The sequence below is a fragment of the Thalassospira sp. MIT121401 genome (genome assembly GCF_047125595.1).
GTDB classification, from domain to species: domain Bacteria; phylum Pseudomonadota; class Alphaproteobacteria; order Rhodospirillales; family Thalassospiraceae; genus Thalassospira; species Thalassospira povalilytica.
The window spans coordinates 2,272,821-2,292,829 of the sequence record NZ_CP138926.1 but is presented as its reverse complement, the minus strand read 5'-3'; the positions used below and the strand labels follow the sequence as shown (position 1 = coordinate 2,292,829).

Sequence of the window (20,009 nt, the reverse complement as noted above, 5' to 3'; positions counted from 1 at the left end):
ATTGCAAGCGCAAGCGAACTCTGGTCAGATATTACGATCAGAGATTGTAGATCCCTTGCCCCCTGTCCTGGCCCCGTTTCTCGGAGAATGGAATGAAGAACCTGCGTTCTGTGCTGATTGTTCTTGTGGTGATTGTGGCAGTTGCCGGTGGCGGCTTTGCCTATTGGAAATCCCAGCAATCCGAGCTTCCCGACTTTATCGCATCGGGCAATGGCCGCATTGAAGCCGAAGAAATCCGGGTGGCAACCAAATATGCCGGGCGGGTCGACGAGGTTCTGGTTGATGAGGGCGATACGGTCAGTGCCGGTCAGGTTCTGGCACGCATGGATACCGCAGAACTGATGGCCAGTCAGGCGCGCGCCCGGGCCGAAGTTGCCGGTGCCGAACAGGGCATTGCCGAGGCCGAGGCATTGATCATCCAGCGCCAAAGCGAGCTTTCCTTTGCCCAGCAACAATTGGCACGCGCCAATGAGCTTGTGAAAAACAACAATATTTCCCGCGAACAGGTCGATCAGCGCCGCGCTGACCGGGATGTTGCGCAGGCGGCCCTTAGTGCCGCACAGGCCAAGCTTGTGAGCGCGCAACGCAATGTCGAGGCGACCGAAGCGGAACTTAAACGCATTCAGGTCCAGATTGATGATTCAGTCCTGAAAGCGCCGCGCGATGGCCGGGTGCAATATCGCCTTGCCGAACCGGGCGAGGTTTTGTCAGGTGGCGGGCCGGTCATCACGATGATTGATCTGAGCGATGTTTACATGAATGTGTTCCTGCCCACGCGACAGGCCGGTCTGGCCTTTGTTGGCAATGAGGCGCGCATCATGCTCGATGCCGCACCGGGCTTTGTGATCCCGGCCAAGGTATCGTTTGTTGCCGATGACGCGCAATTCACCCCGCGCGAGGTCGAAACACGGTCGGAACGTGACAAGCTGATGTTCCGGGTCAAGGTGCGGATTGATCGGGAATTGCTTGCCGAACATATCAAGCGGGTCAAGACCGGCCTTCCGGGTGAGGCCTATATCATGCTGGCCGATCATCAGGACTGGCCCGATGCATTCACGCCAAACGTGCCCGATGATGCCACCCTTCGCCAGAGCATGAAGTAATGAGTGATACCGGCTCAAAGCCCGTTCACGCTGTCGGTCAGGGCGTCGTTCAGGGTGTCTATCATGCCATCGAACATGCCGTGCGGCTTAAAGATGTGTGCCACCGCTATGGCAAGGTCACGGCGCTTGATCATATTGATCTGGAAATTCCGACCGGACGGACCGTGGGCTTTATCGGGCCGGATGGTGTGGGGAAATCCACAGCCCTTGCCCTGATATCGGGCGCGCGCAAGGTTCAGGACGGGTTGGTTGAAACGCTTGGCAGATCAATGGCTGATCGCGGCCACCGCAACGATATCCTGCCCCGGATTGCCTATATGCCCCAGGGGCTTGGCAAGAACCTTTATATGGATTTGACGATCCGCGAAAACCTTGATTTCTTTGGCCGGTTGTTTGGCCAGAGCAAGCGAGAACGCAACGAGCGGATCGCGTCCCTTACCAAGGCGACCGGACTGGCACCCTTTACCGAACGGCCCGCCGGAAAGCTTTCGGGCGGGATGAAGCAGAAACTTGGTCTGTGTTGCGCGCTTATTCATGATCCCGATATCCTGATTTTGGATGAACCGACCACCGGGGTTGATCCCCTGTCGCGACGGCAATTCTGGCAACTGATTGATGCAATCAGAGAAACCCGGCGCGAGATGACGGTTCTTGTCGCCACCGCCTATATGGATGAGGCCGCCCGGTTTGATCATCTGATTGCGATGAATGACGGCAAGATCCTTGCGACCGGCAGTGCCGATGACATCCTGAGCCGGACCGGTACGGATAACCTTGAAGCGGCCTTTATCGCCCTTTTGCCCGAAGAAGAACGCAGCGGGCATCATGAACTGGTCATTCCGCCGCGCAGCAGCCATGGCGACAGACCGGCCATTGTTGCCGAAAATCTGACCCAGCGATTTGGCGATTTTACCGCCGTGGACAATGTCAGTTTCCGCATCGAAAAAGGCGAGATTTTCGGGTTTCTGGGCTCGAACGGATGCGGCAAAACCACGACCATGAAGATGCTGACCGGGCTTTTGGCAGCAACCGAAGGCACGGCAGAACTTTTTGGCAAGCCGGTCGATGGACAGGATATCGAGCTTCGCCGCAAGGTTGGCTATATGAGCCAGGCCTTTTCGCTTTATTCCGAACTGACCGTGATGCAGAACCTTGAACTGCATGCGCGGCTGTTTCACCTGCCAGATGATCAGATCAAACCGCGCATTGAAGCGCTTTCCGAGCGGTTCGGGCTTGGTGAATATCACGATGACCTGGCGGAGCGCCTTCCGCTTGGCGTGCGGCAACGCTTGTCGTTGGCGGTTGCGATCATTCATGACCCGGAAATCCTGATCCTTGATGAACCGACATCGGGTGTCGATCCGGTGGCGCGTGACGGGTTCTGGGAATTGCTGGTCGAACTTTCGCGCAAGCAGGGTGTGACGATCTTTATTTCCACCCATTTCATGAATGAGGCGGAGCGGTGCGATCGCATTTCACTGATGCATGCCGGCAAGGTGTTGATCAGCGACACCCCGGACGCGATTACCCAGGGACGCGGATCAGACACCCTTGAAGAAGCCTTTATCAGTTATCTGGTCGAGGCCAGCGGCGAACAGGAAACCGCCCCCGAACCGGACCCGGATCAGATTTCGGGCGATGACATTCAACCCGATCACTGGAAACCGGCAAAGGCATCGATATTCAGCCCGCGTCGACTTTGGGCCTATTCATTGCGCGAAACCATGGAGCTGATCCGCGATCCGATCCGGCTGATGTTTGCCCTGATCGGGACGGCGATCCTGATGCCGGTCTTTGGTTATGGCATTACATTTGATGTTGAAAACCTGACCTATGCGGTGCTGGATCGCGATCAGACGCCGGAAAGCCGGACCTATATCGAAAATCTTTCGGGATCGCGCTATTTCCGGGAACAGGAACCGCTGATCAGCAATGCCGATCTTGAGGCACGGTTGCTGTCGGGCAGCATTTCACTGGCGATTGAAATTCCGCCCGGTTTCGGGCGCGATGTCGGTCGGGGTGCAAGCCCGGAAATCGGGGCCTTTATTGACGGCACCATGCCGTTCCGGGCCGAAACCATTCATGGCTATGTCGAAGGCATCCATCAACGGTATCTGAGCGAGACAGCCCGCCGCGAGGATGGCAGCACGACATCATCCCTGCCGATCCAGATTGAAACCCGGTATCGCTACAATCAGGACTTCAAAAGCATCTATGCCATGGTGCCGTCGGTGATTGCCCTGCTTTTGATGTTTATTCCGGCCGTTCTGATGGCAGTGGGCGTGGTGCGCGAAAAGGAACTGGGATCGATCACCAATCTTTATGTCACCCCGGTTTCAAAGCTTGAGTTTCTGTTGGGCAAGCAGTTGCCCTATATCGCACTTGGCCTGATCAACTTTGTTCTGATGAGTGCCATGGCGCTGTTCTGGTTTGAGGTGCCGTTGCGCGGCAATGGATTGACGCTTTTGCTTGGGGCAACATTGTTTGTGATTTCGACCACGGGGCTTGGTCTTTTGATTTCGTCCTTTACCAGCACCCAGATCGCCGCCCTGTTTGGCACGGCGATCATTACCATGGTGCCATCGGTAATGTTTTCAGGAATGATGCAGCCGATTTCATCACTGGAAGGCGCGCCGGCGGTTCTTTCGACCATTATTCCGACATCGCATTTCATGTCGATCAGTGTCGGCACCTTTACCAAGGCGCTTGGCTTTGCCGAGCTGTATCCCGAACTGATCAAGCTTGCGATCTTCTTCCCGGCACTCAGCATGATTTCGATGCTGCTTTTGAAAAAGCAGGAGGCCTAAGTGATGTTGGCAAGACGGATCAGCAATATCTATCGGCTTGGCATCAAGGAGCTTTACAGCCTTAAACGCGACATCGTTCTGATGATCCTGATTGTCTGGGCGTTTTCATTTGCGATCTATAACGCGGCGACCGGGTTTTCCCATGACCTTAACCATGCGTCGATCGCAATTTCCGATCAGGACGGATCGGCACTTTCTCTGCGCATTCGTGATTCATTCCTTCCGCCATTTTTCCAGAACCCGGTCCAGATCGAGGAACGCGACCTTGATGCGGCAATGGATAGCGGTGAATTCACCTTTGTACTGGTGATCCCGCCACAATTCGAACGCGACCTGATTGGCGGACGCAATCCGGAAGTGCAGCTTAATATCGATGCCACAGCGATGATGCAGGCCGGGATCGGCCAAGGATATGTCAGCAATATCATTTCGCGGGAAGTATCAACCTGGCTTGGCGGCAAATCGGCCTATGCCGGGGCCAATAGCGACAGTACGGCGCAGATCGTCACACGCTATGCCTATAACCAGAATGCGACCAGTTCGTGGTTTACCGCGACCATGGAAATCATCAATGCCATTACCATGCTGTCGATCATTCTTTCGGGGGCGGCTCTTATTCGCGAACGCGAACATGGCACGATCGAACACCTTCTGGTCATGCCGCTTGATCCGTTTGAAATCATGATGGCAAAGGTCTGGGCCAACGGGCTTGTTATCCTGATTGCCAGCACGCTGTCGCTGACCTTTGTGGTCGAGCTTATCCTTGGCGTGCCGGTGATCGGATCAAAGCTGTTATTCATGGCCGGTACGGTGCTTTATCTGTTCTTTGCCACAGCCCTTGGCATTTTCCTGGCAACCATGACGCGATCCATGCCGCAATTCGGGTTGCTGTTTATCCTGGTCGTCCTGCCGCTTCGGATGCTTTCGGGGGGCACCACCCCGCTTGAAAGCATGCCCGAAACCCTTCAGAACATCATGCAGATCGCCCCATCAACCCATTTCGTGAAATATGCGCAAGCCATTCTGTTTCGCGGAGCGGGCATTGATGTGGTGTGGCCGGAATTTCTTTTGGTCTTTGTGATCGGCAGCGCCTTTTTCGCATTCAGCGCCATGCGGTTCAGAAAAAGCATTGCGCAAATGCGGTGATCAACTAGGCCAGAAACACAAAACCCCGCGCGGCAACCCGGCGGGGTGGGAATGGTGGGCCTAACAAGACTCGAACTTGTGACCTCTCGCATGTCAAGCGAACGCTCTAACCAACTGAGCTATAGGCCCCTATGGGTGTAAAAGATGGTGGGCCTAACAAGACTCGAACTTGTGACCTCTCGCATGTCAAGCGAACGCTCTAACCAACTGAGCTATAGGCCCGCAAATCCATCTTTTGAAAGACCGCCCCGATCAGGGTGAAAGGATTGGTCCGTGCCGTTTGCGTCGGCGAGGCGGTATTTAGCCCAAGGCAGACAAAGGTGCAACCCCAGAAATGGTTTTTTGACAAAAAATCTTCATCAATTCTGCTCCAATTACCATATGCTAGGGAAGCCTGCTGCACCTGATCGGGTGCAGGATGGTTTTGGGGACCGCGGGATATTGAAGAACACTGTTACCAGGGATGGACGTTACGCACGACAATGAACCAGTTGCCTTCGGAAATTACCTCAACCGGCCCAGCTACTGTTATCCTGCCACCACGGCAAACATTGCCAGTGGTGTTTGCATCCCCACATTCAGGACGCCAGTACCCCCAGGACCTTATTGAAAGCGCGCGGATCGGATCGTTCGAACTGCGCGCATCGGAAGATGCCTTTGTCGATCAGCTGTTTACAGCCGCCCCGAAACTTGGCGCACCGCTTTTATGCGCGACATTTCCGCGTGCCTATGTCGATGTGAACAGGGCCGCGATGGAACTTGATCCGCGCATGTTCGAAGGCGACCTGCCCGATGATGCGGAAATCAATTCGATGCGCGCGCTTTCGGGGCTTGGATCGATCCCGCGCGTGGTCAGCGGCGGGGTCGAGATTTACAAAAGCCGCCTGCCAGTCGAAGAAGCATTCGAGCGAATTGATACCTATTACCGGCCCTATCACAGCGCGTTGCAGAAACTGATTGATCAGACACGCGACAGTTTCGGCTATTGCATTCTGATTGATTGCCATTCAATGCCCGGTGATTCCACCGACAGCATGAAAAACCGCGTTGATCTGGTGCTTGGCGATTGCTATGGAAGTTCATGCCACCCGTCATTGACGCGGTTTGTGGATGATTGTCTTCGCAATATGGGCTTTGGCCCGGCGCATAATGACCCCTATGCCGGGGGATATTGCACGCGCCATTACGGCCGCCCCGAAGAGCATGTGCACAGTCTTCAGATCGAGCTGTCACGCGCGCTTTACATGGACGAAGCCACAATCACCCCGCATCGCGGCTTTGACATTCTGCGTGATCAGATGACCAATCTGATTGCGGCCTTCCATGATCTCGACGGGAACCCGTTTTAATGACCGATACTGCGACCAGCGTTGTTTTGCACGATCTGGTGATCCGCGATGCCGAACCCGAAGATTTCGAACGCATTACCGAAATCTATGGCCATCACGTCCTGCACGGGCTGGCATCATTTGAAGAACGTGCACCCGAAATTGCCGAACTGACATCACGCTGGCAGCATGTGCGCGAACGCGGCCTGCCCTATCTTGTCGCCGAACTTGATGGCCGGGTCGAAGGCTTTGCCTATGCCGGATCATACAGAACGCGCCCGGCCTATCGCTTTACCGTCGAAGACACGATCTATATCGCGCCCGATGTTGTCGGCAAGGGCGCGGGGCGTGCCCTGCTGTCGGAACTGATCAAACGGTGTACCGCCCTTGGTTACCGCCAGATGGTGGCCGTGATTGGCGACAGTGCCAATGTGGCATCGATCGGGCTTCATGCGCGGCTTGGCTTTAGGGTTGCCGGAACCCTTCAGTCGGCCGGTTTCAAGCTGGGCCGCTGGGTCGATAGTGTGATCATGCAGCGCGGCCTTGGCGATGGCGATGGCACAACCCCGCAAAACAACCCCTCGCGCGAGAAATAATTCCGGAATCAAGCCCCTGATCCGGGAACATATCAAGCCCGACACACTTATTATTCGATTTTTCTAAAATAAACTGCAAAACCTACTCTTGCAGCTAGTTCCGTGGGGCCTGAAACGCTCTTATTCTCCGACGCGTGATCCGCAATCGGGAGAAAGAGCGATAAGATGCTGAACGATCTTGCGACCAGCTATGCCGGCCTGCCCGATCAGGCCGCCCGTGCGGTGAATTTCTGCATGTTTGCCGCTGCCGGATTGCTTGGCGCGATGTCGCGCAGAAACAACGTATCGATCACGCGAACACAGTATTTTGTCAGGCTTTCGCTTCTGGGATTTGCCATTGCACTTTCCGGGGTCGCCTATGTTTTCACCATGCCCGCGATCGAGCATAATCTTTACTGGGTGATCACGGTATATCCGCTGCTTGTCGCCATGGTGGCGGGCTTTGTTCTTGGCCGCCTTTCGGTTGCCCGGGCGCTTGATATCGGCGGGCAGAAGCAACTGGCCATTCTGGGATTTATCCCGGTTCTCAATCTTTATCTGCTTTTGAAAAGCGGTCGGACAAGACCGGGTATCATAAGATCCGGCTCGGCATCCCTGCTGTCTGGCGGCAAAGGCATCATGATCGGACTGGCGATCATTATGCTGGGTGCCTATACGTCATTCAATTTCAAGACATCCGCCTTTACGATCGATGATCAGCAACAGCTCAGTGCGAAGCTTGGCAAGATCGCAAACGACCTTCAGCCGATGCTGCCGATCACAACGGGGGAAACGGTTGACCTGGTCATGATCAAAGCTGCCCGGAACGAGCTTCAGCGGACCTATATCGTTTATGATCCCGCCTTTGCCTTTACCGCCGACTCCCATGATCAGATCGCGGCCTATTTATGCAGCGATCCGAAAATAGCACTGTTGGTGAATGCCGGTGCCGTATTTGTCGAGAACTACGTCACCAGTCAAAAGCATCTCAATACATTCCGGGTCAGCCGAACCGATTGCAGCCATTAGGGCAATCGCGTCCCGAAATATCAGCCCGCGCATACTGGCGCGGCGCGGTTGATTTGCAACGCACAAAAATCCGCGCGAAAATTAAAAACGCACATCAACAGGATTATTGAGACAGCCGAAATCAACCTAAATGGCTGAATTCAGGCAAAAAAGAAGGCCGCCTGTGACAGCGGCCCAAGTCTAGGGAGGAAACGTCCAAGAAACGAGCGACAAGTCGCTCGCCGGAATGCACTGCGTCCTACCGCAGCGCACAAATGGAGATTACCCATTTGACGGGGAGGACGCAATAGCTTTTTGACTATTTTTTCGTCAAAAATATCGATGCATATTTTTTGATCACAATTTTATGACAATGCCCGCCAATCGGTCTGAATTTCCGACGTCGGAGGCTATTTTTTGATCACCAAAGAAAAGCGGATTTTCGAATCTGGAAAAAGAATCGATGCGAATCCATCGCATCAATCGCCCGAACATCCCCCTGCCCGGTTCGGGTGATTCGGGAAAGTCACCCCTGAAAGCAAGAAAACCACCCGGGACAAGCACATCAAACGGCGTTTCGCCCGTCAAACACAGACCGAAAGCCCGAGGGCTGCACGCAAGCATTGATTGTATCAGAACTTTTTCCCCCAATACCGGGGATTAAAGTCGATCACAAAAGAAAATAAAAACCCGTGATTTGATGGCATGCCCGCCAAACACCGCGCAAAGGCCGTCGTAAATCGGAAGTGGTTATGAGAGCTTCGGATATCGGGTGCTTTAGGTGGGTGCAGCGTACTGGATGGCCCACGCCGAGCAACCAACCGGCAATGGATGGCAGATGCTGGTGCTCAGATGCTCCGGCGCCAAGCCCAAGCGCCAATCGTTCGAGAGACCGCCGACAAACAGGCATCTGACGTTAAGCGCCAGAAGCATGGCCCGCGGTGTGAAGCGCAGAGAGAGACAGTCCCGGACATGGACTTAAGGAGCTGCGGTGCTTCCGATGCAAATTGTCAGGTGAAGAACAGGAGCACGTACCGCCGCCGTCCTTTACCCGATGCTGGCAAAGGGCATACCGGATCAGACCAATCAATTCAGGGTACGGTCAACCGACTGGACATTGGCGCTGCAGGGTGCGCCAGCAGGCTTGCGGGTCGGGTGACGGCGCCCGGACAGCCCGTTTGCAATCATGTCATCATGATCGCGGCGTTTTTTGGCTTCATACATGCGGCGGTCGGCCAGTTCGATCAGGTTTTGCGGCAAGGCGATTGCATCTTCGATCCGTTCGGACAGACCGACGCTGGCTTTCTGGACCTGACCATTTTCAAGCGCGGCCAATCCAGGTGCCATGACACGGTCAAGGACCTCGGCGGCGCGGGCACGATCAAGTTCGGGCAGCAGGACCAGGAATTCCTCCCCACCCCAGCGCACGACAAGATCGGAACGCCGGAACCGGGCAATCAGATTTTCACCGACCTCACCCAGAATGCGATCGCCATAGTCGTGCCCGTAGCGGTCATTGATCTGTTTGAAATCATCAAGATCGATAAAGGCCACCGTATAAGGAACCTTTTTGCGCAGGGCGCCATCAAAGCTGACCTTGATCATTTCCATGCCAAAGGCACGGGTGTAACAGCCGGTCAAAGGATCAATGGCGATTTCCTGGGCCGCGACAATCGTGCGATAGAGCTGTACCAGTGCCGAAAAGACCGCAAGCGGCAGCAGCACCATCAACAGCAATTCAAGCGGGATCATGCCGGTGGCAAGGTCGATATAGCCCCCGACCACCAGAAGCCCGAGAATCGGCACACACAGCATGACTGCTTCAACCAGGGTCACGGGCATGATCGCAATCATCACCACCAGCCCCAGCATCAGGAAACTGTGCGCGGTATGCATGCGTTCGGTCGCCTGAAGATCATTCCCGCAAAATACCGTCAGCAGACAGACCGCAACAATCAGCATCAGCATCGGCAAATAGGGAAAATGCCGACGCAAGCGCGCACTGACCGCCCGGTTGGTGATGACGGCCAAGGCCACCCCGGACACCAGCAGCCGCATCACAAAGACCTGTGAGGACCACATATCAATCGAAAGAGAACCATCCCAGAACGGGACAGCCAGCATCAGCACCAATACAAAGAAGGCGGCGAAACGCGCCGATAGCAGAATCGTTTCCTTACGCCGCAGATGCAATAATTCCGCATGTCTTGGCGTATAGAGGAAGTCACGATAGCAACACCGCAAAGACCCGGCAGTGCGCCTACTATCTCTGAAGAGATCAGATAGCACGCAGAACAGCTCCACCTTCAATAATTTCAGGGACCTACCTGTCCCCGAATGTGACCATCATGGTTCCCTTATTTAACCAAAGATACAACTATCCATTGGAGGTGGTCGTATCCAAACGACATAGCGATCTTTGCAACACCGTCGAGAACCGTGGCGCAACATATTGATAAAAAAGATAATTATTCAAGTTTCAATTTTGGAATCGCTTTAAAAAAACTGAAACTTTTTTCAAAATGGCAGCAAAGACAATTCGACCTGCGGTCATATTGCGCAAAAGAAAAAGGCCGCACCCGAATGCCGGGGCGGCCTTTTGAAACATATCAGTCAGATGACAGTATGCACACAGATCACCGACCTGCGTGCATCGGTATCAGCCCCAAAGGGCACGATCGGGAAGCCCCATCACCCCGTTTTTGAAGGTCAGGGCGTGGTCGCGATCCTTTGCCATCCAGATCGGACCATCAAGATCAACAATGCGCGACATTGCACCGATGATCATGGCCGGTGCCATTGCAAGCGATGTCCCGACCATGCAGCCGGTCATAAGTTGCATGCCTGCCTTGGAGGCTGCTTCGGCAAGTTCGAGCGCGCCGGTAAGGCCGCCGGTCTTGTCGAGCTTGATATTGATCATGTCATAGAGATTGGCCAGACGCGGAATGTCCGCCACCGTATGAACCGACTCATCGGCACATAGCAGAACCGGGCAATCGATATCGATCAGACCATCATCCTGACCGGCAGGAAGCGGCTGTTCGATCATTTCGACTCCCAAGCCGTCAAGTTCGGCACCGATATCTTCGAGCAGATCAAGTGACCAGGCTTCGTTGGCATCGACAATGATGCGGGCCGTCGGGGCACCTTCGCGAACCGCACGCACGGATTCGAGAACATTTTCCCCGTTCAGCTTGACCTTCAATAACGGCGCATGGGCGATTTTGCGTGCTGCTTCGCGCATGTTGTCAGGGGTATCGATGCTGAGCGTTTCGGCTGTTACCAGACCTTCCGGTGCCTTGTGCCCGATCATTTCCCAGACACGACGGCCGAACCGCTTGGCTTCGAGATCCCAATAGGCGCAATCAACGGCATTGCGTGCCGCGCCGGCCTTCATGGCATCCTGAAGCTCCTTGCGGGTCATGCCGCGCGACAGGGCATCGGCCTGGGCATTGATATCAGCAATGACACCATCGACCGTTTCCCCGTAACGGGCATAGGGAACGCATTCCCCGTAGCCCGTATGGGTGCCGTCCGTCAGGGTCACCTTGACCACATGTGCCTCGGTCCGGGCCCCGCGCGAGATTTTGAAAACCTGTGCAAGGGGGAAGACTTCGGAAATCACAGTGAGTTGAGGCAACTTAAATCTCCTGAAGCTTGTCGACGATCGACGCAACGCCGGTGCGGACCGGGTCAACAGCCGGAAGACCGAATTCGGCCTCGATATCGGCCAGGAGCTTGGTCGCGGCGGCATCGTCAAGCGCCTTGGTGTTGATGGCAAAACCGACAACCACACAGTTCGGGTTGGTCAGTTTGGCATGCATCAGATTGACATCCATGCAGGTCTTGAGATCCGGAAGCTTGTAGCCCGGAAGACCACGCATGTGCGCACGGGTCGGTTCATGGCAGACAACCAGCGCATCGGGCTGGGAGCCGTGGATCAGCCCCATGGTCACACCCGAGAACGAAGCGTGGAACAGGCTGCCCTGCCCTTCGATAACGTCCCAGTGATCGGCATCATTGGCCGGCGCAATGGTTTCAACCGCACCGGAGATGAAGTCGGAAATCACCGCATCAACCGAGATGCCTTCGCCGGCGATAAAGATGCCGGTCTGGCCGGTTGCGCGGAAGTCGGACTTCATGCCGCGTTTTTTCATTTCGGCATCAATGGCAAGAGTGGTGTACATTTTACCAACCGAGCAGTCGGTACCAACTGCCAACACGCGCTTGCCGGAACGTTTTTCGCCGTTGCCGACCGGGACCTTGCCATCGAAGTGGCGAACGTCAAACAGCTTTACACCCTTGGCAGCAGCTGCTTCGACCAGCTCGGGAATCGTCGAAAGACGGGTATGAAGACCGTTTGCGATATCCATGCCGGCATCAATTGCCGCAAGCAGGGTTTCCATCCATGCCGGGCCGATAATGCCGCCACGGTTGGCAACACCAAGAACCAGGGTTTTGACGCCAGCGGCCTTTGCTTCGGCGATCATCATTTCCTGCAGACCTAGATCAGCCTGACAGCCCGGCAGGCTGAGCTGACCGACGCACCATTCCGGGCGCCACTGCTTGATGCCGATTGCGGTTTTTGCAGCCAGTTCGTCCGGCGCGTCACCAAGAAACATAAGATAGGGATGTTCGATTTTCATAATACCTCCTTGACCAGCGTCCAAGCGCTGCCCTTATAATCTGGAGCAGTTATACCGCAATATGGTGGGGTCGTTCCAGAGATATGAATTGATATCTTCGACGATCACACCGATATTTCGACTATAATTCGAAAAACCAAAACAATAACAAAATAAAATACAAAACTCTTCGAAGACCAACATTCTTTCTTGTGAAATTTGTCGGGAATGGCCCGAAAAACGCAAGAAAATGCAATTTTGAAGGACTGGCGTGAAAGCGCCCGACTACATATGAGCACCGATCTCAAGAAGTGGCTATCTGAGCGAAAAATCGAAGAAGTCGAATGCATTGTACCGGACATGTCAGGGGTGGCCCGGGGCAAGGTTCTGCCGACGCAGAAGTTTCTGCGCGGTCTGGAAGCCAAAAGCCTTGCCATCCCGGAGGCGATTTTCTGCCTGACTGTAACCGGCGGCTATCCGGAAGAAACCGATGCATTCCTTGACCCGGCGGAAAAAGACGTCGTCATGGTTCCCGATCCGGAAACCATCCGCGTCGTGCCGTGGTACGAGGAGCCGACTGCCCAGATCATCTGCGATTGCTATCACTTCTCTGGCGAGGAAGTTTCGACCTCGCCGCGCGGGGTTCTCAAACGTGTTCTCAAGGCATTTGAAGAACGCGGCATGAAACCCGTCATTGCCCCGGAACTTGAATTTTATCTGGTGGCGAAAAACACCGATCCGGACAACCCGCTTGAACCGCCAATTGGCCGTTCCGGCCGCCCGGAACGTGCATCGAACGCGTTTGGCATTGATGCGATCAACGAATTCGACCCGCTGATCGAAGATCTTTATGACTATTGCGAAGCCATGGATATCGATGCCGATACCATGAGCCACGAATCCGGTCCCGCCCAGCTTGAAATGAACTTTAACCATGGTGAGCCGCTTGAACTGGCCGACCAGTCGTTCCTGTTCAAGCGCACGCTGCGCGAAACCGCACTCAAGCATGGAGTCTATGGCACCTTCATGGCCAAACCGATGGGCAACCATCCGGGCAGTGCCATGCATATTCATCAGAGTCTTGTCGATATCAATACCGGCAAGAACCTGTTTGCCGATGATGACGGCGAAAACTCCAAGATGTTCCTGAACTATATTGGCGGCTTGCAGCGTTATCTGCCTGCGGCCATGCCGCTTCTGGCACCGAATCTGAACAGTTATCGCCGTTTGCAGCCCTGGTCGGATGCCCCGATCAACATGCACTGGTCGCTTGATAACCGAACGGTCGGTCTGCGTCAGCCCAATGGCCCGGCAGCCGCACGACGGATCGAAAACCGCATTCCGGGTGCCGATGCCAACCCGTATCTTGCGGTGGCAGCGTCCCTTGCCTGTGGTCTTCTGGGTATTCTTGAAGAAGTCGAACCGACGTCACCGATCGAAGGGTCGGGCTATGACCGGGCGCATTCCCTGCCCCGTCATATCCACGAGGCACTGGCGAAATTCCAGCGTTGCAAGCCGCTGAAAGAACTTCTGGGCGAGGAATTCTCGGCTGCGGTTCTGGCGGTGAAGGAAGCGGAATGGGATGCCTATCAGACCGTGATCAGCGCCTGGGAACGCGAGCACCTGTTGCTCAACGTTTAAAATCACAGATCGAATTTTGCGCCGGGATCCTGAACCCGGCGCAAGATTATTGCATCTCGAATGCCCAAATTTTCACTTGATGCGAAAAATGCACAATTTTCCATCTTGTGTTTGACAATATCCTGATGCATTCGAAGGATATTGGACGTGTCCTCTTGTCCTGGGGGAATGAAACAACAGGACGCCCAAACTTTTCAAACGCTGCCACATGGGAGGCTCAGCGAAATGAAATCTCTTCTTAAATCTTCAAGCCTTGTTGTGCTTGCATCCGTTGGCCTTGCCGGCGCGGCGCAGGCCGAAGATGTTCTGAACATCTATAACTGGTCGGATTATATCGGCGAAGAAACCATTGCCAATTTCGAAAAAGAAACCGGCATCAAGGTTAACTACGACGTCTATGACAGCAACCAGGTTGTCGAAGCAAAGCTGCTGGCAGGCAATTCCGGGTATGACATTGTTGTCCCGACCCTTGCCGATGCCGAACGCCTGATCAAGGCCGGTATCTTCCAGGAAATCGACAAATCGAAATTGTCCAACTATGGCAATCTTGATCCGGTCATCCTGAAACAGCAGGCCAAATACGACCCGGACAACAAATTTGCCGTTCCGTATTTCTGGGGTACGAACGGCTATGGCTATAACGTCGAGAAGGTCAAGGAAGTCCTTGGCGACGACGCACCGGTCGATAGCTGGTCACTGATTTTCGATCCGAAATATGCCGAGCCGCTGTCGAAATGCGGTCTGAGCCTTCTGGATGATCCGGGCGAGGTTGTGCCGCTGGTCAACTTCTATCTTGGCAATATGGAAGACGGCGCACCGTCCGCAGAATCGATTGAAACCGCGATTGCCGAGCTGGAAAAAATCCGTCCTTACGTGACCTATTTCCACAGCTCGCAATACATCAACGATCTTGCAAACGGGAACATCTGTGTTTCTGTTGGCTGGTCGGGTGACGTTGGCATGGCTGCCCTTCGTGCCGAAGAAGCCGGCAACGGCAACGAGATCAAGTATGTCATCCCCAAGGAAGGCACCCTGATCTGGTTTGATGCCATGATGATTCCGGCCGATGCGCCGAATGCGGAACTGGCACACAAATTCATCGATTATGTGCTGCGTGCCGACGTTGAAGCCGACATTGCCAACTATGTTGCCTATGCCACCCCGAACCTGGCGGCAATGGAACTGGTTGACGAGGAACTCCTGAACGATCCGGGCATCTACCCGCCGCAGGAAGTCAAAGAACGTCTGCGTTCGAAAGTCGAACCGGGTTCCCGCGAACTGCGTACCCGTACCCGTCTTTGGACCAAGCTTAAAACCGGTCAGTAAGACTGTATTTGCGATCATCCCCCGATGATCGGACAACAAAACAGTTCGAACCATCAAAGGGCGCGATTTTCATCGCGCCCTTTTTCTTATCGGCGACATCAAGTGCCAGATGTCCTGTGCCGGCCACCTTCCGCACCCCGGCATCGCTGTGACTCGCAAAGCTGTGAAGACAGTCACACAATCCCCGCCCGTCCGCGCGCCGTCCTCTGCGGTCGAAGAATGCACATTTTCTGAACACCCGAAGGCCATTTTCTGCCGTTTTGGGCGGCAAATCATATTTGTTGTTCAAAATATCGCACACCCCTCTTTACAGATTGTAGAATTGCTTCATCCTGTTATCAGAGCGAACCGACACCCGGCGCCGACGCAATAATCAAAAACTTGCGCAGCAGATCATCAGGGACTGTCGTCTGGTCAAATCGGTTCATCATGACACTGAAAAAGGGGAGAATGCTGGTGCCTGAGGCGGTTTTGGATCGCGCGCATGAGGACGTGCATAAGACGCAACCTTGGAACAATCCAGATGCGGTTCCCTATATCCGCTTCGAGAATGTGACCAAAAAATTCGGCGACTTTTACGCTGTCGATGACGTTTCCCTTGATATTTATCGCCACGAGCTTTTCGCCCTTCTGGGCGGTTCGGGCTGCGGGAAAACGACGCTTCTGCGTATGCTTGCCGGATTTGAAGAACCCACATCGGGCAAGATTTTCATTGATGGTGTCGATATGGCCGGCGTCCCGGCCTATGAACGCCCGACCAATATGATGTTCCAGTCCTATGCCCTGTTTCCGCATATGAGTGTTGAACAGAATGTGGCGTTCGGCCTTGTTCAAGACGGCGTTTCGCGCGCCGAGATCAAGGAACAGGTTGCTGATATGCTTGCCCTTGTGCAAATGACCAAATTTGCCAAACGCAAACCCCATCAGCTTTCGGGCGGTCAGCGTCAGCGTGTTGCTCTTGCACGGTCACTGGTCAAGCGCCCGAAGGTGCTTTTGCTTGATGAACCGCTGGGTGCGCTTGACAAGAAGCTGCGCGAACAGACCCAGTTTGAACTGGTCAATATTCAGGAAAAAGTCGGCACGACCTTTGTTATGGTGACCCATGACCAGGAAGAAGCCATGACCATGGCATCGCGCATTGCGGTGATGAATGAAGGCGTGATCAATCAGATCGGCACCCCGTTCGAGCTGTATGAATATCCCAACAGCCGCTATACCGCGAACTTCCTTGGCCAGGTCAATCTGATCGAAGGCGTTCTGGTTGATGATGATGAAAAATACGCGGTCATCAAATCGGACGAGGCCAATTGCGATATCTATATCGATCACGCCGTTCAGGGCCATGAAGGCATGACTTTCTGGGTGGCACTGCGCCCGGAACGCCTGCGTCTGACCAAGGATGCGCCGGAAGACACCAAATATAACTGCCTGTCGGGCAAGGTCGAAGAGATCGGTTATCTTGGGGGTATTTCCACCTATCACGTGCGCCTTGAAACCGGCAAACGCATCAAGGTCACCGAACCCAATTCCACCCGCCAGATCGAACCGCGCTATACGTGGGAAGACAGCGTGTGGGTATCGTGGGAGGCCGGGGCTGCGTCGGTTCTGAACAAATGAGCAGTGACAAGCTAACCATCAAGCAAAAATTTGACCGCTGGATGATCAAGCATGGCCGGGTACTGGTGATCGGCATCCCGTATTTCTGGCTTTTCCTGTTCTTCCTTGTGCCGTTTCTGATCGTTTTGAAGATCAGTTTTTCAATGGCGGAATATGCACAGCCGCCTTATAGCGCCCTGTTTGCATGGATTGATGAAGGCGTCACGATCACGCTTAATTTCGGGAACTATCTGTTCCTGTTATCTGACAGCCTGTATGCCACGGCCTATCTTAATTCGATCCGGATTGCCGCCATTTCCACGATCATTACCCTTTTGATCGGTTATCCGATGGCCTACGGGATTGCGCGCGCCCGCGGATCGATGCGCAGTGTTCTTTTGATGCTGGTGATCCTGCCATTCTGGACCAGCTTTCTGATCCGTGTTTATGCCTGGATCGGCATTCTGGACCGCGAAGGTCTGATCAATGCATTCCTGATGTGGACCGGGATCATTACCGAACCGCTGATCATGCGTCAGACCGAGTTCGCGGTTTATGTCGGCATTGTTTATACCTATCTGCCATTCATGATCCTGCCGCTTTATTCGACGCTTGAGAAAATGGATATCAGCCTGATCGAAGCGGCGATGGATCTTGGCTGCAAACCGTGGCAGGCCTTTGTGAAGGTGACCTTGCCGCTGTCCCTGCCCGGTATTCTGGCGGGGTCGCTTCTGGTGTTTATTCCAGCTGTTGGCGAATTCGTTATCCCGGAACTTCTGGGCGGTCCGAATACGCTTATGATCGGGCGCACGCTTTGGAATGAATTCTTTGCCAACCGTGACTGGCCGATTGCATCGGCGGTGGCGATTGCGATGCTGATCTTCCTTGTGGTGCCAATCATGTGGTTCCAGCACATCCAGACCAAGCAGGAGGAACGCGAACAATGAGTGGTAAACGTTCAACCTTCCTGATTTCGGCTTTGGTTTTCGGCTTTGCGTTTTTGTATGTGCCGATCCTGCTGGTCATTGTCTATTCGTTTAACGAAGGCAAGCTGGTTACCGTCTGGGCCGGGTTTTCGACCAAATGGTATGTGTCGCTGTTTAACAATGACGGCATGATCGATGCCGCCTGGAACAGCCTGCGTATCGGGGTGATGTCGGCAACGCTTGCGCTGGCACTTGGCACACCGGCCGGGCTTGTCATGTCGCGCTTTGGCCGGTTCAAGGGCCGAACCCTGTTTTCAGGCATGATCGCCGCCCCGCTTGTCATGCCCGAAGTCATTACCGGTCTGTCGCTTTTGCTGTTGTTTGTGACCCTTGAACAATTGATTGGCTGGCCGGCCGGACGCGGGCTTTCGACCATCACAATCGCGCATACGACATTCTGTGCGGCCTATGTCGCGGTGGTCGTGCAATCGCGCCTGTCAGGCATGGACATTTCGGTTGAGGAAGCCGCGATGGATCTTGGCGCCAAACCGGGCAAGATCTTTTTCGTGATTACCCTTCCAATGATCCTTCCGGCATTGATGGCCGGGTGGCTTCTGTCCTTTACGCTGTCGCTTGATGATCTTGTGATTGCAAGCTTTGTCGCTGGGCCGGGTTCGACCACCCTTCCGATGAAGGTATTTTCATCGGTGCGTCTGGGTGTATCGCCGGAAATCAACGCGCTTGCGACGCTGATTATCCTGGCGGTATCGATCCTGATTGTGATTGCCAGCATCCTGATCCTGCGATCAGAACGCCTGCGCAACCGGGCCGCCAATGGCGGTGCCGAGGCCACCTGATCATCAGGTCCTGCAAAAACCGACAAACAAAAACAGCGCCGGAATCACTTCCGGCGCTGTTTTACATTATGATCCGATTTATCTGATCTGTCCGATCAGTGTCGCACTGTGCGCGGTGCTAGCACTCGCCGGATGCGGCACGGCGCATCATTTCACGGCATTTCATGCCGGGTGCCGCCACCTGCCAGTAAGACACGACGGCTTCTTCGGCAGCTTCTTCGAAATCAATGATCAGATTGGTCAGCGCATTCTGTTCCATCAGCTTTTTGACGCGATCAGGCAATTGCGACATCTGCCAAAGGCCAATCACCAGCGCATAGGATGAGCGCATCAGTTTGCTGGCATCGTCCGGGGTGATTTCGTAAAGCTCGGCCAGGGCATCCGCGGTACGTTTGACCATTGATGCCAGAAAACGGCGGTGGCCGACGACCATTTCATCGTCCGATCCCGATTCCAGCACACCTTGTGACAAGGACGCCAGATACAGAAACTTTTCGTTTTTCACGAGATACTGCACAAATTCGCGCGCCACACGGGTTGAATCCCGTTCCTCGGGCCGTCGCAGTGCTTCCTGATCGATGACATCAAGATTGTTCTCAAACCAGCCTTTCTGGAAATGGCGCAGCACTTCAAGGAAGAGTGCTTCTTTGCTTGAGAAATAAAGATAGAGGGTCCCTTTTGCCAGATTGGCCTTGCGGGCGACCTCGGCAGCCGATGGCAACGTTCCATCGCCTTCCAGATACAGCTCGCGTGCAGCATCCAGAATATCTGCACGGCGCTTCAGTTTCTGTTCGTGGCTACGCGCACGAACAAGATTCTCTTGTTCCATGTTGGTTAACTTCCCCCAGCGTTTTTCCCCGCGCACATTATTGCATTGTAATTCACCTAAAAGTCAAACCGTGGAACCAGAATAAATTGACAATTTTGATGACGCCTTGAAATAGCAGGGATTTTGCTTGTGCAAAGCTTCTTCCACTAGATGAATTGCCGTCATATAAATCAACCGACCTTGGCAATTCTGAACATTTTCCGCGAATCTGTACAGTTTTTGGGCGAGTCGTTATTCCCGCC

General features: G+C 54.2%; 16 protein-coding genes and 2 tRNA genes. 11 read left to right on the top strand and 7 right to left on the bottom strand.

The window, feature by feature from the left end; all coding sequences use genetic code 11:
* Nucleotides 1-92: 92 nt before the first annotated feature.
* From SIB88_RS10500 to SIB88_RS10490, 3 genes are read left to right on the top strand one after another with little or no spacing between them, the layout of a single operon-like run.
* Nucleotides 93-1,103 (top strand): HlyD family secretion protein, encoded by a 1,011-nt coding sequence (locus tag SIB88_RS10500; RefSeq protein WP_412558016.1) that lies wholly within the window; start codon nt 93-95, stop codon nt 1,101-1,103.
* Entirely contained in the window at nt 1,103-3,910 is a 2,808-nt protein-coding gene (rbbA, locus tag SIB88_RS10495; protein WP_412558015.1) for a ribosome-associated ATPase/putative transporter RbbA, read from the top strand. Before SIB88_RS10500 ends, rbbA begins: the two co-directional genes overlap by 1 nt.
* 3 nt (nt 3,911-3,913) lie before the next feature.
* The gene (locus SIB88_RS10490; RefSeq protein WP_412559407.1) at nt 3,914-5,056 is read left to right on the top strand and encodes an ABC transporter permease; all 1,143 of its coding nucleotides are present in this window, start codon (nt 3,914-3,916) and stop codon (nt 5,054-5,056) included.
* Between the two features lie 52 nt (nt 5,057-5,108).
* Here SIB88_RS10490 and SIB88_RS10485 read toward each other — a convergent pair.
* Both SIB88_RS10485 and SIB88_RS10480 read right to left on the bottom strand, forming a co-directional pair.
* Nucleotides 5,109-5,185: transfer RNA gene (locus SIB88_RS10485), tRNA-Val, on the bottom strand.
* Nucleotides 5,186-5,201: 16 nt separating this feature from the next.
* Nucleotides 5,202-5,278: transfer RNA gene (locus SIB88_RS10480), tRNA-Val, on the bottom strand.
* Nucleotides 5,279-5,538: 260 nt separating this feature from the next.
* Here SIB88_RS10480 and SIB88_RS10475 point away from each other — a divergent pair.
* From SIB88_RS10475 to SIB88_RS10465, 3 genes are all read left to right on the top strand, one after another.
* Nucleotides 5,539-6,405: an N-formylglutamate amidohydrolase gene (locus SIB88_RS10475; RefSeq protein ID WP_068518084.1), complete on the top strand. Its 867-nt coding sequence runs from the start codon at nt 5,539-5,541 to the stop codon at nt 6,403-6,405.
* The gene (locus SIB88_RS10470; protein ID WP_068518085.1) at nt 6,405-6,980 is read left to right on the top strand and encodes a GNAT family N-acetyltransferase; all 576 of its coding nucleotides are present in this window, start codon (nt 6,405-6,407) and stop codon (nt 6,978-6,980) included. Before SIB88_RS10475 ends, SIB88_RS10470 begins: the two co-directional genes overlap by 1 nt.
* A gap of 165 nt (nt 6,981-7,145) precedes the next feature.
* Nucleotides 7,146-7,988: a hypothetical protein gene (locus SIB88_RS10465; RefSeq protein ID WP_228195918.1), complete on the top strand. Its 843-nt coding sequence runs from the start codon at nt 7,146-7,148 to the stop codon at nt 7,986-7,988.
* Nucleotides 7,989-9,053: 1,065 nt separating this feature from the next.
* On the opposite strand, the gene SIB88_RS10460 is transcribed toward SIB88_RS10465, so the two are convergent.
* From SIB88_RS10460 to dgcN, 3 genes are all read right to left on the bottom strand, one after another.
* Nucleotides 9,054-10,160 carry a diguanylate cyclase gene (locus SIB88_RS10460; protein ID WP_412558014.1) on the bottom strand — a complete coding sequence of 369 codons (1,107 nt, stop codon included), beginning with the start codon at nt 10,158-10,160 and terminating at the stop codon, nt 9,054-9,056.
* A 466-nt stretch (nt 10,161-10,626) separates the two neighbouring features.
* The gene (dgcA, locus tag SIB88_RS10455) at nt 10,627-11,607 is read right to left on the bottom strand and encodes an N-acetyl-D-Glu racemase DgcA (RefSeq protein ID WP_068518088.1); all 981 of its coding nucleotides are present in this window, start codon (nt 11,605-11,607) and stop codon (nt 10,627-10,629) included.
* A 1-nt stretch (nt 11,608) separates the two neighbouring features.
* Nucleotides 11,609-12,613: an N-acetyltransferase DgcN gene (gene dgcN / locus SIB88_RS10450; protein WP_412558013.1), complete on the bottom strand. Its 1,005-nt coding sequence runs from the start codon at nt 12,611-12,613 to the stop codon at nt 11,609-11,611.
* A 270-nt stretch (nt 12,614-12,883) separates the two neighbouring features.
* Between dgcN and SIB88_RS10445 the strand changes: the two genes are divergently transcribed.
* Together SIB88_RS10445 and SIB88_RS10440 are read left to right on the top strand one after the other, a co-directional pair.
* The gene (locus tag SIB88_RS10445) at nt 12,884-14,233 is read left to right on the top strand and encodes a glutamine synthetase family protein (protein ID WP_068518283.1); all 1,350 of its coding nucleotides are present in this window, start codon (nt 12,884-12,886) and stop codon (nt 14,231-14,233) included.
* Between the two features lie 225 nt (nt 14,234-14,458).
* Entirely contained in the window at nt 14,459-15,559 is a 1,101-nt protein-coding gene (locus SIB88_RS10440) for a polyamine ABC transporter substrate-binding protein (protein ID WP_412558012.1), read from the top strand.
* Here SIB88_RS10440 and SIB88_RS10435 read toward each other — a convergent pair.
* Complete coding sequence (locus SIB88_RS10435; RefSeq protein WP_412558011.1) at nt 15,543-15,686, bottom strand: hypothetical protein; 144 nt, start codon at nt 15,684-15,686, stop codon at nt 15,543-15,545. The genes SIB88_RS10440 and SIB88_RS10435 overlap by 17 nt on opposite strands.
* A 323-nt stretch (nt 15,687-16,009) precedes the next feature.
* On the opposite strand from SIB88_RS10435, the gene SIB88_RS10430 reads away from it, so the two are divergent.
* Genes SIB88_RS10430 through SIB88_RS10420 form a run of 3 tightly spaced genes read left to right on the top strand, consistent with a single transcriptional unit; the run spans nt 16,010 to nt 18,938 of the window.
* Nucleotides 16,010-17,176 (top strand): ABC transporter ATP-binding protein, encoded by a 1,167-nt coding sequence (locus SIB88_RS10430; protein ID WP_101245944.1) that lies wholly within the window; start codon nt 16,010-16,012, stop codon nt 17,174-17,176.
* A complete protein-coding gene (locus tag SIB88_RS10425) occupies nt 17,173-18,102 on the top strand; it encodes an ABC transporter permease subunit (RefSeq protein ID WP_068518092.1) in 930 nt (309 codons plus the stop codon). Before SIB88_RS10430 ends, SIB88_RS10425 begins: the two co-directional genes overlap by 4 nt.
* Nucleotides 18,099-18,938, top strand: coding sequence for an ABC transporter permease subunit (locus tag SIB88_RS10420; RefSeq protein ID WP_101245943.1), 840 nt, complete (start codon nt 18,099-18,101; stop codon nt 18,936-18,938). The genes SIB88_RS10425 and SIB88_RS10420 overlap by 4 nt, the downstream gene beginning before the upstream one ends.
* A gap of 118 nt (nt 18,939-19,056) precedes the next feature.
* Here SIB88_RS10420 and SIB88_RS10415 read toward each other — a convergent pair whose 3' ends face one another.
* A complete protein-coding gene (locus SIB88_RS10415; RefSeq protein ID WP_068518094.1) occupies nt 19,057-19,767 on the bottom strand; it encodes a TetR family transcriptional regulator in 711 nt (236 codons plus the stop codon).
* Between the last annotated feature and the right edge of the window lie 242 nt (nt 19,768-20,009).

What these genes read in the sequence shown, in the direction of transcription:
- rbbA (WP_412558015.1), top strand. Translation starts at nt 1,103, where the DNA reads ATGAGTGATACCGGCTCAAAGCCCGTTCACGCTGTCGGTCAGGGCGTC.
- SIB88_RS10475 (WP_068518084.1), top strand. Translation starts at nt 5,539, where the DNA reads ATGAACCAGTTGCCTTCGGAAATTACCTCAACCGGCCCAGCTACTGTT.
- SIB88_RS10440 (WP_412558012.1), top strand. Translation starts at nt 14,459, where the DNA reads ATGAAATCTCTTCTTAAATCTTCAAGCCTTGTTGTGCTTGCATCCGTT.
- SIB88_RS10425 (WP_068518092.1), top strand. Translation starts at nt 17,173, where the DNA reads ATGAGCAGTGACAAGCTAACCATCAAGCAAAAATTTGACCGCTGGATG.
- SIB88_RS10445 (WP_068518283.1), top strand. Translation starts at nt 12,884, where the DNA reads ATGAGCACCGATCTCAAGAAGTGGCTATCTGAGCGAAAAATCGAAGAA.
- SIB88_RS10500 (WP_412558016.1), top strand. Translation starts at nt 93, where the DNA reads ATGAAGAACCTGCGTTCTGTGCTGATTGTTCTTGTGGTGATTGTGGCA.
- SIB88_RS10430 (WP_101245944.1), top strand. Translation starts at nt 16,010, where the DNA reads ATGCTGGTGCCTGAGGCGGTTTTGGATCGCGCGCATGAGGACGTGCAT.
- dgcN (WP_412558013.1), bottom strand. Translation starts at nt 12,613, where the DNA reads ATGAAAATCGAACATCCCTATCTTATGTTTCTTGGTGACGCGCCGGAC.
- SIB88_RS10490 (WP_412559407.1), top strand. Translation starts at nt 3,914, where the DNA reads ATGTTGGCAAGACGGATCAGCAATATCTATCGGCTTGGCATCAAGGAG.
- SIB88_RS10415 (WP_068518094.1), bottom strand. Translation starts at nt 19,767, where the DNA reads ATGGAACAAGAGAATCTTGTTCGTGCGCGTAGCCACGAACAGAAACTG.
- SIB88_RS10420 (WP_101245943.1), top strand. Translation starts at nt 18,099, where the DNA reads ATGAGTGGTAAACGTTCAACCTTCCTGATTTCGGCTTTGGTTTTCGGC.
- SIB88_RS10470 (WP_068518085.1), top strand. Translation starts at nt 6,405, where the DNA reads ATGACCGATACTGCGACCAGCGTTGTTTTGCACGATCTGGTGATCCGC.
- SIB88_RS10465 (WP_228195918.1), top strand. Translation starts at nt 7,146, where the DNA reads ATGCTGAACGATCTTGCGACCAGCTATGCCGGCCTGCCCGATCAGGCC.